The sequence below is a fragment of the Methylobacterium sp. TK26 genome, assembly GCF_055361565.1.
On the sequence record NZ_CM143965.1, the window covers coordinates 1,218,204 to 1,232,659 of the forward strand.

At 70.6% G+C, this 14,456-nt stretch carries 13 protein-coding genes and 1 tRNA gene; 8 read left to right on the forward strand and 6 right to left on the reverse strand.

Annotation, left to right across the window (positions count from 1 at the left end):
* The first annotated feature begins 11 nt into the window (after positions 1–11).
* Positions 12–1,439, forward strand: coding sequence for a phosphomannomutase (locus ACXJ1Y_RS06045; protein WP_463849212.1), 1,428 nt, complete (start codon positions 12–14; stop codon positions 1,437–1,439).
* On the opposite strand, the gene ACXJ1Y_RS06050 is transcribed toward ACXJ1Y_RS06045, so the two are convergent.
* On the reverse strand, positions 1,428–4,370 hold the full coding sequence (locus ACXJ1Y_RS06050; protein ID WP_463850050.1) for a bifunctional [glutamine synthetase] adenylyltransferase/[glutamine synthetase]-adenylyl-L-tyrosine phosphorylase: 2,943 nt from the start codon (positions 4,368–4,370) through the stop codon (positions 1,428–1,430). The genes ACXJ1Y_RS06045 and ACXJ1Y_RS06050 overlap by 12 nt on opposite strands.
* Before the next feature lie 333 nt (positions 4,371–4,703).
* Here ACXJ1Y_RS06050 and ACXJ1Y_RS06055 point away from each other — a divergent pair, with 333 nt between their 5' ends.
* A complete protein-coding gene (locus ACXJ1Y_RS06055) occupies positions 4,704–4,952 on the forward strand; it encodes a hypothetical protein (RefSeq protein ID WP_463849213.1) in 249 nt (82 codons plus the stop codon).
* Between the two features lie 32 nt (positions 4,953–4,984).
* Here ACXJ1Y_RS06055 and ACXJ1Y_RS06060 read toward each other — a convergent pair whose 3' ends face one another.
* From ACXJ1Y_RS06060 to ACXJ1Y_RS06070, 3 genes are all read right to left on the reverse strand, one after another.
* Positions 4,985–6,046, reverse strand: coding sequence for a hypothetical protein (locus tag ACXJ1Y_RS06060; protein ID WP_463849214.1), 1,062 nt, complete (start codon positions 6,044–6,046; stop codon positions 4,985–4,987).
* 63 nt (positions 6,047–6,109) lie between these two features.
* Complete coding sequence (locus ACXJ1Y_RS06065) at positions 6,110–6,610, reverse strand: ImmA/IrrE family metallo-endopeptidase (RefSeq protein WP_463849215.1); 501 nt, start codon at positions 6,608–6,610, stop codon at positions 6,110–6,112.
* Positions 6,611–6,996: 386 nt separating this feature from the next.
* Positions 6,997–7,072 (reverse strand) — tRNA-Glu (locus ACXJ1Y_RS06070).
* An 88-nt stretch (positions 7,073–7,160) separates the two neighbouring features.
* On the opposite strand from ACXJ1Y_RS06070, the gene cobU reads away from it, so the two are divergent.
* The 5 genes from cobU (at position 7,161) to ACXJ1Y_RS06095 (ending at position 11,466) form a co-directional block, all read left to right on the forward strand.
* A complete protein-coding gene (gene cobU, locus ACXJ1Y_RS06075; protein ID WP_463849216.1) occupies positions 7,161–7,688 on the forward strand; it encodes a bifunctional adenosylcobinamide kinase/adenosylcobinamide-phosphate guanylyltransferase in 528 nt (175 codons plus the stop codon).
* The gene (gene cobO, locus ACXJ1Y_RS06080; RefSeq protein WP_463849217.1) at positions 7,685–8,287 is read left to right on the forward strand and encodes a cob(I)yrinic acid a,c-diamide adenosyltransferase; all 603 of its coding nucleotides are present in this window, start codon (positions 7,685–7,687) and stop codon (positions 8,285–8,287) included. Before cobU ends, cobO begins: the two co-directional genes overlap by 4 nt.
* A 29-nt stretch (positions 8,288–8,316) precedes the next feature.
* Complete coding sequence (locus ACXJ1Y_RS06085; protein ID WP_463849218.1) at positions 8,317–9,759, forward strand: cobyric acid synthase; 1,443 nt, start codon at positions 8,317–8,319, stop codon at positions 9,757–9,759.
* A 75-nt stretch (positions 9,760–9,834) separates the two neighbouring features.
* On the forward strand, positions 9,835–11,169 hold the full coding sequence (locus ACXJ1Y_RS06090) for an MFS transporter (protein ID WP_463849219.1): 1,335 nt from the start codon (positions 9,835–9,837) through the stop codon (positions 11,167–11,169).
* A gap of 120 nt (positions 11,170–11,289) precedes the next feature.
* Complete coding sequence (locus ACXJ1Y_RS06095; protein ID WP_463849220.1) at positions 11,290–11,466, forward strand: hypothetical protein; 177 nt, start codon at positions 11,290–11,292, stop codon at positions 11,464–11,466.
* 4 nt (positions 11,467–11,470) lie between these two features.
* Here the strand turns inward: ACXJ1Y_RS06095 and ACXJ1Y_RS06100 are convergent, their stop codons facing one another.
* Together ACXJ1Y_RS06100 and cbiB are read right to left on the reverse strand one after the other, a co-directional pair.
* The gene (locus ACXJ1Y_RS06100) at positions 11,471–12,388 is read right to left on the reverse strand and encodes an NAD(P)-dependent oxidoreductase (RefSeq protein WP_463849221.1); all 918 of its coding nucleotides are present in this window, start codon (positions 12,386–12,388) and stop codon (positions 11,471–11,473) included.
* 47 nt (positions 12,389–12,435) lie between these two features.
* Positions 12,436–13,419: an adenosylcobinamide-phosphate synthase CbiB gene (gene cbiB / locus ACXJ1Y_RS06105; protein WP_463849222.1), complete on the reverse strand. Its 984-nt coding sequence runs from the start codon at positions 13,417–13,419 to the stop codon at positions 12,436–12,438.
* On the opposite strand from cbiB, the gene cobD reads away from it, so the two are divergent.
* The gene (gene cobD / locus ACXJ1Y_RS06110; RefSeq protein WP_463849223.1) at positions 13,411–14,439 is read left to right on the forward strand and encodes a threonine-phosphate decarboxylase CobD; all 1,029 of its coding nucleotides are present in this window, start codon (positions 13,411–13,413) and stop codon (positions 14,437–14,439) included. The genes cbiB and cobD overlap by 9 nt on opposite strands.
* Positions 14,440–14,456 lie beyond the last annotated feature (17 nt).

Consider the following 14,456-nt stretch of genomic DNA (forward strand, 5'->3'; position numbering starts at 1 on the left):
AGGGAGCCGCCGTGAGCAGCCTGAAATTCGGAACGAGCGGTCTGCGCGGCTTGGTCGTGGACCTCGTGGGAGGGCCCAGCTTCGCCTACGCGCAGGCCTTCTTCCACGCCCTCGCGGCGGGCCACCCCGGCGACCGCACCGTGGTGATCGGACGGGACCTGCGGGCCAGCAGCCCGGAGATCGCGGCCACCGTGGCGGAGGCGGCGGCGGCCTCCGGCTTCGCGGCCGTCGATTGCGGCGCCCTGCCGACGCCGGCCCTGGCCCTCGAGGCGATGCGGCGCGGCGCCTGCGCCGTCATGGTGACAGGCAGCCACATCCCGGAGGACCGCAACGGCCTGAAGTTCTACCGGGCCGAGGGCGAGATCACCAAGGCCGACGAGAGCGCCATCCTGTCGGCGCTCGGTGCCGTCGCGGAGACCGGCGTGCCGTCGGCGGCCTCCCCGGCCACCCAGGAGCGGGGGGCGATCGAGCGCTACCGGCAGCGCTACCGGGACGCCTTCCCGGCAGACGCCCTCGCCGGCCTGCGGATCGCGGTCTACCAGCAGAGCTCGGTCGCCCGCGACCTGCTCAGCGACCTGCTCGCGGCCTTCGGCGCCGAGGCGGTGGCCATCGGCCGCTCGGAGACCTTCGTGCCGATCGATACCGAGGCGCATCGCCTGGAGGACATCGCCTTCATCCGCGAGGTCATGGCCTCCGGCGCGTACGATGCCCTGGTGACGACCGACGGCGACGCCGACCGGCCCCTGATGGCCGACGGCGCGGGCCGGATCGTGCGCGGCGACATCCTCGGCCTGATCACCGCCCGCCACCTGGGCGTGGACACGGTGGTGGTGCCGGTCACGGCCGGCTCGGCCCTGGAGCGCACCGGCGGCTTCCGCCGGGTCGTGCGGACGAAGGTCGGCTCGCCCTTCGTCATCGCCGGTATGGAGGCGGCGCGGGCGGACGGGGCCACCCCGGTCGCCGGGTTCGAGGCCAATGGCGGCTTCCTGCTCGGCTCCGACGTGGTGGTGGGCCATGGCCGCCTCGCGGCCCTGCCGACGCGCGACGCGATGCTGCCGATCCTCGCCACCCTGGCGGCGATGCGCGCCTCCGGCGGGACGCTGGCCGAACTCGTCACCTCCCTTGATGCGGGCGAGATGGCGAGCGACCGCCTCCCGAACACGCCCTCGGAGCTCAGCGGCGCCTTCCTGGGCCGGCTCGACGACGAAACCTTCCGGGCGGACTTCCTCCGCGCGGTCGGCACCCCCCAGGCGATCGACCGGCAGGACGGCGTGCGGATCGAGCTGGACGGAGGGCGGACCATCCATTTCCGCGCCTCGGGCAACGCGCCGGAGCTGCGCTGCTACGCCGAGGCGCCCTCGGCCGAGGCCGCGCAGGAGCTGGTGCGCTGGGGGCTGGCGGCGGCCAGGGATGCGATGGGCGGACGGTCAGGGGCCTGATCGCGAACGCCGCCCGCTCCGGGCGGCGAGCGTCCCCTTGAGCGCGACCAGCAGGGCGCGGACGCTCCTGCGCTGGACGCGCAACTCGGCGGCGAGCGCACGGGCATCCGGCAGGTTCATGGCGTGGGCGATGCGCCGCGCGGCGTTGGCCGGGGGCGGCTTGGTGGCGTCCTCCAGGGTCAGGCGCTGCCACTGGGCGGCGGCGTCGAGCACCGCATGGGCCTGCGCCAGGGCCTCCGCAGCCTCGGGCGGGATCAGGCCGCGCTCCCCCGCCCGGTGCAGGACGCGGCCGGACTCGCAGCCGACGCAATCCGTCAGGTGGCCCGCGAGGATGAGGGCCTGGGCCAGGAAATCGAGGTCGAACAGCCCGCCCGGCGCCAGCTTCAGGTCGTGCGGGCCGGCAAAGCCGCGCGCCTTCGTCACCAGGGCGCGCATCGCCCCGGCCTCGGCGCAGAGGGAAGCCGGGTCGCGGGGGCGCGTCACGACATCGGCGATGATCCCCTCCACCTCGGCCGCGAGGCTGGCATCGCCCGCCACGATCCGGGCACGGGTCAGCGCCATGTGCTCCCAGGCCTCGGCCTCGCCTCCTGCCGCGTAATAGGCGGCGAAGCCCTTCACCTGCACGGCGGGCGGCGCGTGGCTGCCGAAGGGGCGCAGCCGCAGGTCCACCCGATAGAGCCGCCCGCGCCTTGTCGGCACCGTCAGCGCCGCGACGAGGCGCTGGGCGAGGCGGTTGTAGGCCACCACCGCGTCGAGGGGGCGCGGGCCGTCGCTCATCCGGGCGTCGGGGTCGAAATCGTAGACGACGACGAGGTCGAGATCGGACGCGGCGGTGAGCTGGCGCGAGCCGAGCCGCCCCAGCGCCAGCACGCAGCAGCGCCCGCGCGGCACGGAGCCGTGCTCCTGCGCGAAGCGCCGCGTCTCGGCCGCCAGCACGAGCCCGACCGCCGCGTCGGCGATTCCCGAATAGGCGTGGCCCGCCTGGGCCGGCGTGATCAGGCCGGAGACGAGCCGCGCCCCCGTGACGAAGCCCATCCGCCGCGCCGCGTCGCGGCAGCGGTCGAGGAGATCCTCGTGGGTGGCGGGCTCCCCGACCAGCGCCCGGTACTGGCGGGCCAGGGCTTCCGGCCCGGAGACCGGCGCGATGAAATCCGGCTCCAGCACCGCGTCGAGGACGTGCGGGCTGCGCCCCACCGTCTCGGCGAGGAGCGGCGAGGCGCCGAGCAGGTCCGCGAACAGCCCGCGCAGGCGCTCGTGCGAGCGCAGGATCGCCAGGAGTTCCGCCGCCGCCGGCATCCTGGCGAAGGCCCGGTCGAGGGTCAGCAGCGCCGCATCCGGATCCGGCGTGCCGCCGAGCGCGGTCAGGAGGGCGGGCAGGAAATCCGACAGGATTTCGCGGGCGCGCCCGCCGCGCAGGGCGCCGTGGCGGCCGAGATGCCAGTCTCGCACGATGCCGTGGGCGCGCGCCGCCTCGCGGAAGCCGAGCCGTTCGAGCCCCGCGAGGGTTTCCGGCTCGGCCTCGCCGGGGCCGAAGGCGAGGGGCGCCGCCGCCTCGCCCGCCCCGCCCTCGAACAGCAGAGCGTAATGCCCCTGCACCCGGGCCGCATGGGCGAGCAGGGTCTCGTCGAAGGCCGCGCGGGTGGGAAAGCCGCAGAAGCGCGCGAAACCCTCCAAGGCGTCCGGATCGGAGGGCAGGCGTTGGGTCTGCTCGTCGCGCAGCATCTGCAGGCGGTGCTCGATGGTGCGCAGGAAGGTGTAGGCCTCGGTCAGTTCGTCCCGGGCCCGCGCGTCGATCCAGCCCGCCGCGCACAGCCCGCCCAGCGTCTCGACGGTGCGGCGGCTGCGCAGGGCCGGCTGCCGGCCGCCGAAGACGAGCTGCTGCGTCTGCGCGAAGAACTCGATCTCGCGGATGCCCCCGCGCCCGATCTTGATGTTGTGCCCTTCCACTGCGATCTCGTCATGGCCGCGCACGGCGTGGATCTGCCGCTTGAGGGCGTGGATCTCGGCGATGGCCGCGAAGTCGAAATGGCGGCGCCAGATGAAGGGGCCGAGTTCGGCCAGGAACGCGTCGCCGGCCTCGATGTCGCCCGCGATCGTCCGCGCCTTGATGAAGGCCGCGCGCTCCCAATCCTGCCCGATGGACTGGTAGTATTCGAAGGCATAGGCCGTGGAGAGGGCAAGCGCGGTCGAGCCCGGATCGGGCCGCAGCCGGTAATCGACCCGGTGGACGTAGCCGTCCGCCGTGCGCTGGGACAGGAGCTTTCCGAGATCCTGCGCGACCTTGCCGAACACGGCCTTGGCCTCCGCCCCGGCGACGGCCTCGGCGCGCGCCGCGTCGTAGAAGACGACGAGGTCGATATCGCTCGAATAGTTGAGCTCGCCCCCGCCGAGCTTGCCGAGCCCGAGGACGAACAGCCCGCTTGTCCGGGCGGGGTCATCGGGGTCGGCGAGGCGGACCCGCCCCCCGGCGGCGGCCCGGCGCAGCAGCGCGTCGAGCCCGGCGGCGACGGAGGCGTCGGCGAACTCCGTCAGGGCCCGCGTGACCGCGTCGAGGTCCCAGGCTCCACCGAGATCGGCGAGCGCCACGAGGAGCGCGTGGGCGATCCGGTTGGCCCGGAACCGCTTGCCGATGGCGGCGAGGTCGGCCTCGCCGGCGCACGAAGCCCCCGCCGCCCGCTGCCCGGCGACGAGATCGGCATGGGCCGCCTCCGGCGCCTGCTCCACCAGGGCGACGAACCGCGCCGGCGCCCGCGCCACGCTCTGCCACAGGAACTCGGAATGATCCGCGAGGCCCAGGAGCAAGTCCCGCAGGGGCGGCGTCAGGAACCCGTCGGGGAAGGCCGACTCGATCTCCGCGAGCCGCGCGCGGGCGAGGGGGGACGCGACCGAGGGAAAGTGCGGCCGCAGCCGCTCGCGCAGGGTGCCGTCCATCCGCATGAGAGGGCCTCCGAAAGCATCCGCCGAGGGCTGAACCCACGATGTGCGCAGACCGCGTCCGCCGCGCCGTGTCAATCGAGACAACTTAGAAGAGATGATACATGAGAGAGTTCGCGCCTCGATTGACGAATTGTCGGGACGGCTCAACCTCAGCGCGAACTGCGCGAGGCGATGCAAATGGGCTGGAAGCGAACCGCGATCACGAGCCGGTCCCGCCGCGGCCTCCCTTTCCTGCTCGCCCTCGTCGCGGGGCCGGTCCTGGTCCCGACCTCACTCTTCGGAGCACCGGCGTTGCCAGCGGCGCCCGTTTCCGCGTCCGCGTTGCCCGTGGAGAAGGTCGAAGCGAAGCCGGCCGATGCCTCGCCCGCGTCGCGCACCGCTGCGATCGTCCAACTGCTCATCGCGCGCTCGATCGCCGACTATCCCGGCCCGTGCGCCTGCCCCTACCAGAGCGCGCGCAACGGCTCATCCTGCGGGAAGCGCGCCGCCTACGTGCGCCCGCGCGGCCAAGCGCCACTCTGCTACGCGACGGATGTCACGCCGGAGATGATCGCGGCGTATCGGGCTGGGCGCTGATTAGGCGCTTACCAGGAGGAAACCACAGTGCTCTATTTTTCTTCAAACTTAGCGGCTACTTCTCGAAGATAGCTTCGTAGCGTTTCATCATTTTCTGATAGAACCTCAGCTTCAGCAACAGGATTATCCCGCTGTTCTTGAGGGGCGTTCTCAGAGAACGACAAATTTTCAACCTTCGATCGCTGTTCAAGTTCTTTATATTGCTCTTTCCAAATATTTTTAAAGCGTTCATAGGTTACGGTAATAAAATTATTGTGGGTTGATGTAGCATCTAGCGCTAAAATTGGAAACTCAACTTTTTCGTCTTCGATGAAGGCGCTCAGAAATTCCAGAAGAACATGTGGAGATACATCTCTATTTCCGCTCAGTGTGCGTTCGTAGGCACTCACTTTGCGCCGAGACGCACGCCGCTCTGTGTCGATGGCTACGATAGGGTACGGACGTCCACCAATGACCCCCTTCAACCCTTCCCTGCCGCCATACATGAACGGAAAGGTGCAAGCTCCTTCTGTGCAACCTTGGGCTAGTAAGTACGCTGCCTCAAGTGACAGAGCAAATCTGTCTGCGCCTGCATGTTTTGCGACTCTGAAGCCAGCATCGATCTCCTTCCCGAGAAATTCGAATTTTGACGGGTATATGTCGCCATCTGCTTCGATGGCCTCGTCGTCTAGGAGCCCGTGCTCATTCTCCGTTCTGGGTGAATGCTTATCGACAACAGGGACGGTGATATTCGGAGCAGGAAACGCCGCTGTCCAGCCCACGCCCTTCACATCTAATGGAACACTATTTGCTTCCAAGTATGACGAGTAAGTAGCTAGAGTTTTTAGAAAAGCCTCAATACACCTACCCAGGTGGTAATGATCGTTAAGTCTCACACAAAATATTATCTCATCTCCAACTGTCTTCCAAACTTCTGGGCTTCGTTCACCGCTGCTCTGCGCTGCGGTGCAGATCCGCTTATATTCTGCACGTAACCATGTCGGAAATTCTCGATAGAAATGCCGCGTTTCATCAACCCAGCGGGGATGAGTAGAACGTTGCCCTGAATCGCTCCCCCTGCCTGCTTTGTAGGCTGTCGATCCGACCAAATCCACAGACAGAAAAAGTCGAAGGCGATACTCAGGGCAAGTAGCCACGCGCTGTTACCTAGTAATTCGTCAGATCGTATTGCGCCTAATCTCGGCAGCGTGAAGGCTTACTCCAAATAGAGTCGCTACTTCCCTAAGATCATTATTGCACGCCGTAAGGGCATCCTTGAAAGGTTGCGAAGGCATGAGAAAAGCTGCCGCAAACCAATTTGCTTCCCACTCTGCTCGACGTAGATCTCCGTTGGTTTCATCAACCCAACGAGTTGCAATCATCATTGCATCCGGATGAGCACGTCGCACAAGCGGGAAGTGTAAGAAATAATGGCCGAGCTCGTGAGCGATTGTGAAGCGGTCGCGCACGTCTGAGGTGAGTCCAGATACAAAAATCGTGAACGTTCCAACCGGGTCGACCTTAATCGAATCCGCGTTCATCGTGGCATCGAACAGATCGCGATAGGCTAAGCGCCCACCAATCCTGTTAAGAAGGATATCGAGCGGTTCGCCAGGGTTGTAGCCGAGCTCCACTGCCACAGCTTCAGCGAAGGCGTGCACTTGCTGCTTAGGCAGCATGGAAGGAATTGGCCCTACCTGTCGCACATTGCACCTCGTGGCACTGTCTGCTGACGCGCCCGAAAGATTGCCCATTAGAACGAAACAAGAACATATAGCATATACCAACGCAGTTTGACTTCCTAGGTGTCCCCCCACACACACTCAAATGCTAGTGGATAGAGGTCCTAGGGTGGGACGTGGACAGCCGTAGGGCCTCCGGCCTGATCGAGGCTTCAGCCGACTGTGTGCTATAGCAACGGGTTCTGTCGGAGGATCACGTCCGCGTTTCGAAGGCACCCGATGCACATAGTGTCGCTTACCAGCCGCATGCCGCGATTACCCAGCACTGTGTAAGATGCCATTGTGAGACGGCTCGCGAAATCGAACCAGTCGCTCGCCGCCGCTGGCGCGCCCTACGGGAATCGAACCCGTGTTTTCGCCGTGAAAGGGCGACGTCCTGGACCGCTAGACGAAGGGCGCTCGCGCGGGCTGGGGTTCTATAGTCGGATGATCGGCCGGGGGCAACCGCCGGTTTTGACCGGCGGTGAAGTTCGGGCGAAGAGGGGGCATGTCGCCCCCTCCACCCCGCCTCACCCTCGTCCTCGGGGGCGCCCGGTCCGGCAAGAGCGCCCATGCCGAGGCCCTCGTCATGGCCTGTCCCGCGCCCTGGCTCTACCTCGCCACCGCCGAGATCTGGGACGACGAGATGGCCGCGCGCGTCGGCCACCATCGCGCCCGGCGCGGGGAGGGGTGGATCACCCAGGACGTGCCCCTCGCCCTGCCGGAGGCCGTCGCCGCCGCGCCGGGGCCGGTGCTGGTCGATTGCCTCACCCTCTGGCTCACCAACCTCATCCTCGGCGAGGCCGACGTCGCCGCCGCGACCGACCGGCTGGAGGCCGCCTGCGCCGCCGCGACGGGGCCGGTCGTGCTGGTCTCGAACGAGGTCGGCCTCGGCATCGTCCCCGACAACGCGCTCGCCCGCCGTTTTCGCGATGAGGCCGGCCGGATGCACCAGCGCCTCGCCGCCCGCGCCGACCGCGTCGTCCTCACCATCGCCGGCCTGCCCCTCACCGTGAAACCTGGAGCCGCCCCATGACCGACGACGCCGACCGCCATCGCGAGAAGATGGAGAAGCGCAAGGCCGTGCAGGATGCCGAGGTCGCCGCCAAGACCATCGAGAAGGGCCTGCTCATCGTCCATACCGGCCCCGGCAAGGGCAAGACCACCGCCGCCCTCGGGCTGATGGTCCGGGCGCTGGGGCGTGGCTGGCGGGTCGGGATGGTGCAGTTCATCAAGGGCGGGTGGGACACGGGCGAGCGCCACGCCGCCGCCGCCTTCGGCGAGCGGGTCGTCTGGCACACCCTCGGCGAGGGCTTCACCTGGGAGACGCAGGACAAGGAGCGCGACATCGCCGCCTGCCGCCACGCCTGGGAAGTGGCGACCGGGCTGATGGCCGATCCCGGCATCCGCCTCCTCGTCCTCGACGAGCTCAACATCGCGCTGCGCTACGAATACCTCGACCTCGCGGAGGTCGTGGCGGTCCTGCGGGCGCGGCGGCCGGACCTGCACGTCGTCGTCACCGGGCGCAACGCCAAGCCGGCGCTGATCGAGGCCGCCGACCTCGTCACCGAGATGGGCAGCGTGAAGCACCATTTCGCCGCCGGGGTGAAGGCGCAGGAGGGGATCGAGTTCTGAGCGCCTCGGCCCCTTCCCCCCGCGCCCTGATGATCCAGGGCACCGGCTCCGATGTCGGCAAGTCGCTGATCGTGGCGGGCCTCGCCCGCGCCTTCGCCGATCGGGGGCTCCGCGTGCGCCCGTTCAAGCCGCAGAACATGTCGAACAACGCCGCCGTCACCGCCGATGGCGGCGAGATCGGCCGCGCCCAGGCCCTTCAGGCGCGGGCGGCGCGGGTGCCGCCCTCGGTCCACATGAACCCGGTGCTCCTCAAGCCGCAGAGCGAAATCGGCTCCCAGGTCGTGGTGCAGGGGCGGATGGTCGCCACCGTGAAGGCCCGCGACTACCAGGGCTGGAAGCCCCGGCTGATGGCCTCCGTCCTCGACAGCTTCGGCCGCCTGCGGGCGGAGGCCGATCTCGTCCTCGTGGAGGGCGCGGGCTCGGCCTCGGAGGTGAACCTGCGCGCCGGCGACATCGCCAACATGGGCTTTGCCCGCGCCACCGATACGCCCGTCATCCTCGTCGGCGACATCGACCGGGGCGGAGTCATCGCGAGCCTCGTCGGCACGAAGGCCGTGATCGACCCGGAGGACGCGGCGATGATCGCGGGCTTCCTCGTCAACCGCTTCCGGGGGGATCCGTCGCTGTTCGCGGACGGGATGCGCCTCATCGCCGAGCGCACCGGCTGGGAGGCGCTCGGCCTCGTGCCGCACCTGCCGGAGGCCGCGCGGCTGCCGGCGGAGGACGTGCTCGGCCTCGCCGGCTCCGAGGCGACGGGGGAGGGCGCCGTGACCGTCGCGGTGCCGGTGATGCCGCGCATCAGCAATTTCGACGACCTCGATCCCCTGCGCGCCGAGCCAGGAATGCGGGTGGTGCTGGTGCGGCCGGGGGAGACGATTCCCGCCGAGGCCGCCCTGGTCCTGCTGCCGGGGTCGAAGACTACCATCGATGACCTGCTCTTCCTGCAGGCGGAAGGCTGGGACGTCGACATCCGCGCCCATTGCCGCCGGGGCGGCCACGTCCTCGGCCTGTGCGGCGGCTACCAGATGCTCGGGCGCCGAATCCGCGATCCGCACGGGATCGAGGGGCCGCCCCGCGACGTGCCCGGCCTCGGCCTCCTCGACGTCGAGACCGTGCTCACCGCCGACAAGCGCCTCGCCTGCGTCGCCGGCACCACCCTAACGGACGGCCTGCCCTTCACCGGCTACGAGATGCATGTCGGGGACACGGCGGGGCCCGATGCCGCCCGGCCGCTGCTGCGCCTCGCGGACGGGCGCCCGGACGGGGCGGTCTCGGCGGACGGGCGCGTCAGCGGGACCTACGTCCACGGGTTCTTCGCCGACGACGCCCAGCGCGGGGCGTGGCTCACGCGGCTCGGGGCGCGCAGCCTCGGCGCCTCCTACGAGGCCGGGGTGGAGGCGGCCCTCGACCGGCTCGCGCGACACATCGAGACCCACGTCGATTGCGACCGGCTGCTCGCCCTCGCGCGCTAGGCCGGGCTTGCGCTATATACTCAGAGTAATGGGCCCGCACCGAGCGACGGGCCGTTGCTTCGAGGAAACGCGACCATGGCGAGCGAGACCCATCCCGCGCAGGCGGAGATCGGAGAGGGCACGATCCGCACCGTGACCCTGCGGCTGATGCCGCTGCTCGGGCTCATGTACCTCGTCGCCTATATCGACCGGCAGAACATCTCCTACGCCAAGCTGGAGATGGTGGGGGCGCTCGGCCTCAGCGAGACCGCCTACGGGCTCGGCGCCTCGCTGTTCTTCCTCGGCTACTTCCTGTTCGAGGTGCCGGCCAACGTCTTCCTGGAGAAGGTCGGGGCGCGGGTCTGGTTCGCGCGGATCATGTTCACCTGGGGGCTGGTGACGATCCTCCTCGGCTTCACCCAGGGCACGACGATGTTCTACGTCCTGCGCTTCCTGCTCGGGGTCGCGGAGGCGGGGTTCTTCCCCGGCGTGCTGTTCGCCCTCACCCTGTGGTTCCCGCAAGCCCACCGGGCGCGGATGATCGGCTGGTTCATGATCGCCTCGGTCATCGCCAACGCGGTCGGGGCGGCGGTGGGCGGGGCGCTTCTCGGGCTCGACGGGGTGCTGGGGCTGGCGGGCTGGCAATGGGTGTTCCTGGCCACCGGTTGCCCGGCGCTCCTGCTGGCGGTGGTGGTGCTGGTGGTCCTGCCGGACGGCCCCGCCACGGCACCGTGGCTCGCCCCCGCGCAGAAGGCGTGGCTCACCCGCACCATCGAGGCGGAGCGGACGGGAACCGGCCATGTCGAGCACGGCAACCCCTTCGCCGCCCTCCTCGACCGGCGGGTGCAGATGCTGGCCGGGGTCTATGTCTGCCTGCCGCTCGCGGCCTACGGCCTGAGCTACTGGCTGCCCACGGTGGTGAAGGGGTTCGGCGTCTCGAACCTCGCCAACGGCTTCATCAACGTCATCCCCTGGCTCGGGGCGGCGGTCGCCCTGTGGTGGGTGCCCCGCCACGCCGCCCGCACGGGGGCGACGGGCAACGCCCTGACGTGGCACGTGGTCGGGCCGGCGCTGGTCGGCGCGGCGGGTCTGGCGCTGAGCGTGATCCTGCCGGGCAACGCGGTGAAGTTCGCCTGCCTCTGCGTCGCGGCGGCGGGGGCGTTCTCGGCGCAGCCGGTCTTCTGGTCGATGCCGGGCACCTTCCTGCGCGGCGCCTCGGCGGCGGCGGGGATCGCGGCGATCAACTCGGTGGGCAATCTCGGCGGGTTCGTGGCCCAGAACGCGGTGCCGATGATCCGCGACGCCACCCGCAGCGATCTCGTGCCGATGCTGTTCCTCTCGGCCTGCCTCGCGGCGGGGGCGGGGCTGATGTTCCTTGTCCTGTCGGCCCTGCGCCGGGATGTCACCCGCCGGGAGGTGCGGGTGGCCTGAACGGAATCCTTGTCCGCGCGTTCATCATGAACCGGCGCGGCGGGCTCCTGACGGAGTCCGTTGGATACGCGATCTGACACAGCGTCCTTCCGCCGGAGGGGACGCCGGGAGGACGCGGATATGAGCAACGGTTATCCCCTGCTGTTTCTGGCTTTCGGCACGATCGGAGCCCTGTGGTTCCTGGGCGCCGCTGCGCGCAAGCAGGTCGCCGACCTGAAGGGCCATCCGGGACGCTCCAGCGTGATCCGCGACCATGGCGGGCCGCCGCGCCCGAACATGCCCGGCACGGAGCATTGAGGCCCTAGCCTCCGGCGGCGATCCTCCGGCAATGGTCGAGGGCGGCACCGATCAGGTTGTCGCTCGCCTCCGGCGTGCGGAAGGCTGAATGCGCCGAGAGCGTCACGGTCGGGAGCCCCGCGAAGGGGTGCCCGCCCGGCAGGGGCTCCTCCACGAACACATCGAGCCCCGCCCCGGCGAGGCGCCCCTCGCGCAGGGCCTGCGCCAGCGCGGCCTCGTCGAGGAGCGCGCCGCGCGCGGTGTTGACGAGGAGCGCCCCCGGCTTGAGCTTGGCGATCCGCTCCGCCGAGAGGAACCCCCGTGTCTCGTCGGTGAGCAGCAGGTGGAGCGAGACCACGTCGCTGTCGGCGAGCAGGGTGTCGAGGTCCACGAACGCGACCCCGGGATGGGGGCGGGGCGTCCGGTTCCACGCGATCACCCGCATGCCGATCCCGGCGCAGAGGCGGGCCATCTCGGCACCGATCCCGCCGAACCCGATCAGGCCCACCGTCTTGCCGGTGAGCTGGATGCCGTCCGTGCGCAGCCATTGCCCGGCGCGCATCGCCCCGTCCATGCGGGCGAGACCCTTGGCGGCGGCCCACATCAGGGCGAAGGCGCATTCGGCCACCGCCGTATCGCCGTAGCCCCGGATGAGATGGACCTTCACGCCGAGTTCGGCCTCCAGCGCCTCCGGGTCCATGTAGCTGCGCGCCCCCGTGCCGAGGAATACGACGTGCTTCAGGCCCGCGCAGGCCCTCGCGACGGAGACGGGCAGGGCGGTGTGGTCGATGAGCGCGACCTCCGCCCCGGCCAGCAGGCGGGGCAGGTCCTCCGGGACGGTGTCCGGGTCGGCATGGATCGTGAGGGGCGGATCGCCGGGCCGGCTCAGGCGGCGGGCCACCTCGGCCAGGGTCTCGCTGGCATCCACGAACACGGCGCGCATGGGTGTCTCCTCGCGGGAAACGTGTAGCACGCCGGCGGCGTGCGGCCTCACCCCGCCAGGGCGAACCCGAGCGCCAGGAGCGCCACCACCAGCCCCCCCTGGAGCCAGCAGGCGGTGCGGTAGAGCGCGAGCGCCCGGCCGATGTCGTCGGGCGTCGCCTCGGCCCGGCCGTCGCCCATGTGGGCGTCGGGCACGAGGGTGCCGTCGTAGACGCGCGGCCCGGCGAGCCTGAGGCCGAGGGCCCCGGCCATGGCGGATTCGGGCCAGCCGGCATTGGGCGAGCGGTGGCGGCGGGCGTCGCGGGCCATCGCCCGCAGGGCGCCCCGGCCGTCCGCCCCGCGAAGGAAGGCCGCCCCGGCGATGAGGAGCCCGGCGAGGCGGGAGGCGGGGAGGTTCACGAGGTCGTCGAAGCGGGCCGCCGCCCAGCCGAAGGCGGCGTAGCGCGGGGTGCGGTGGCCGATCATGCTGTCGGCGGTGTTGGCGGCCTTGTAGAGCGCCCCGCCGGGCAGGCCGAGGCCGCCGATCCAGAAGGCCGGCGCCACGATCCCGTCGGAAAAATTCTCGGACAGGCTCTCGATCGCCGCCCGGCAGATCGCGGACTCGTCGAGGCGCTCGGGGTCGCGCCCGACGATCATCGACACCGCCCGGCGCCCGGCCTCCAGCCCGCCCGCGCGCAGGCCGGTCTCCACCGCCGCGACGTGCTGGTGCAGGCTGCGCTGCGCCGGCAGGCTCGCGGCCAGCACGCCCGTGAGGACGAGGGCGGGGAGGGGGCCGGCGAGCCCCGCCGCCGCCGTGACGAGCCCGGCGACGCCGCCGACCACCGCCAGCAGCAGCACCAGGGCGAGCACCCCCGCGAGGCGGCGGCGCCGCTCCGAGCCCCGGTTGAGCCCGTGGTCCAGGGCGGCGATCAGCCGGCCGATCCAGGTGACAGGGTGGCCGATGGCCCTGTAGAGCGCGTTTGGATAGCCGGCCGCCGCCTCGATCCCGAGGGCGATGGCGAGACAGGCGAGCGTGTCGGGCGGATGGACCATTCGGTGTGGAGCGTTTCCGCGCGTGAGGCCGCCGTGATCGCCCATGGCGGCGATCTCGGGGACCTCCGAAGAACCTTCCCCGACGCGCCGCTGCCGTGGCTCGACCTGTCGACGGGGATCAACCCGGTCCCCTATCCCGTGCCGCCCGTCGAGGCCAGCGCGTGGCTGCGTCTGCCGGAATCCGCCGAGCTCCTGGCGCTGCGCGCGGCGGCGTCCGGGGCCTACGGCGCGCCGGGGGCCGACCATGTCGTCGCCGCGCCCGGCACGCAGATCCTGATCGAGACCCTGCCCCGCCTCGTGGCCCCGACCGAAGTCGCCGTCGTCGGCCCGACCTATGCCGAGCACGCGGCCGCGTGGCGGCGGGCCGGGCACGCGGTGCGGGAGGTGACGGGCCTCGGCGACGTCGGTGCGGCGCGGGTGGCGGTGAGCGTCGATCCGAACAACCCGGACGGGCGCACCGACCCGCTCGCCGACCGCCTCGCCCTCGCGGCGGCGATGCGCGCGCGGGGCGGGCTGCTCGTCGCCGACGAGGCCTTCGCGGATCTGGAGGAGGTCGAGAGCCTGTGCCCGCATGTCGGGCCGGGGCTCGTGGTGCTGCGCTCCTTCGGCAAGACCTATGGGCTCGCCGGCCTGCGCCTCGGCTTCGCGGTGGCCGATCCCGGCACGGCGGGGCGGATCGCCGGGGCGCTCGGCCCCTGGGCGGTGTCCGGCCCGGCCCTGGCCATCGGCGCCGCCGCCCTGTCGGACGGCGCGTGGCGCGCGGAAGCGGCGCGGGCGCGGGGCCTGGACGCCGGACGCCTCGACCGGATGATCCTGCGGGCCGGCGGGCGGATCGTCGGCGGCACGCGCCTGTTCCGCACGGCCGACTTTCCCGACGCTCCCGGCCTCTACCGGGGGCTCGCGCAGGCGGGCATCGCCGTGCGCCGCTTCACCGAGCGCCCGGAGCGCCTGCGCTTCGGCCTGCCGGCCGACAAGGCGGCGTGGTGTCGGCTGTCGCGGGTGATGAAAGGGGGCGAATAGCGAATAGGGAGTTGCAG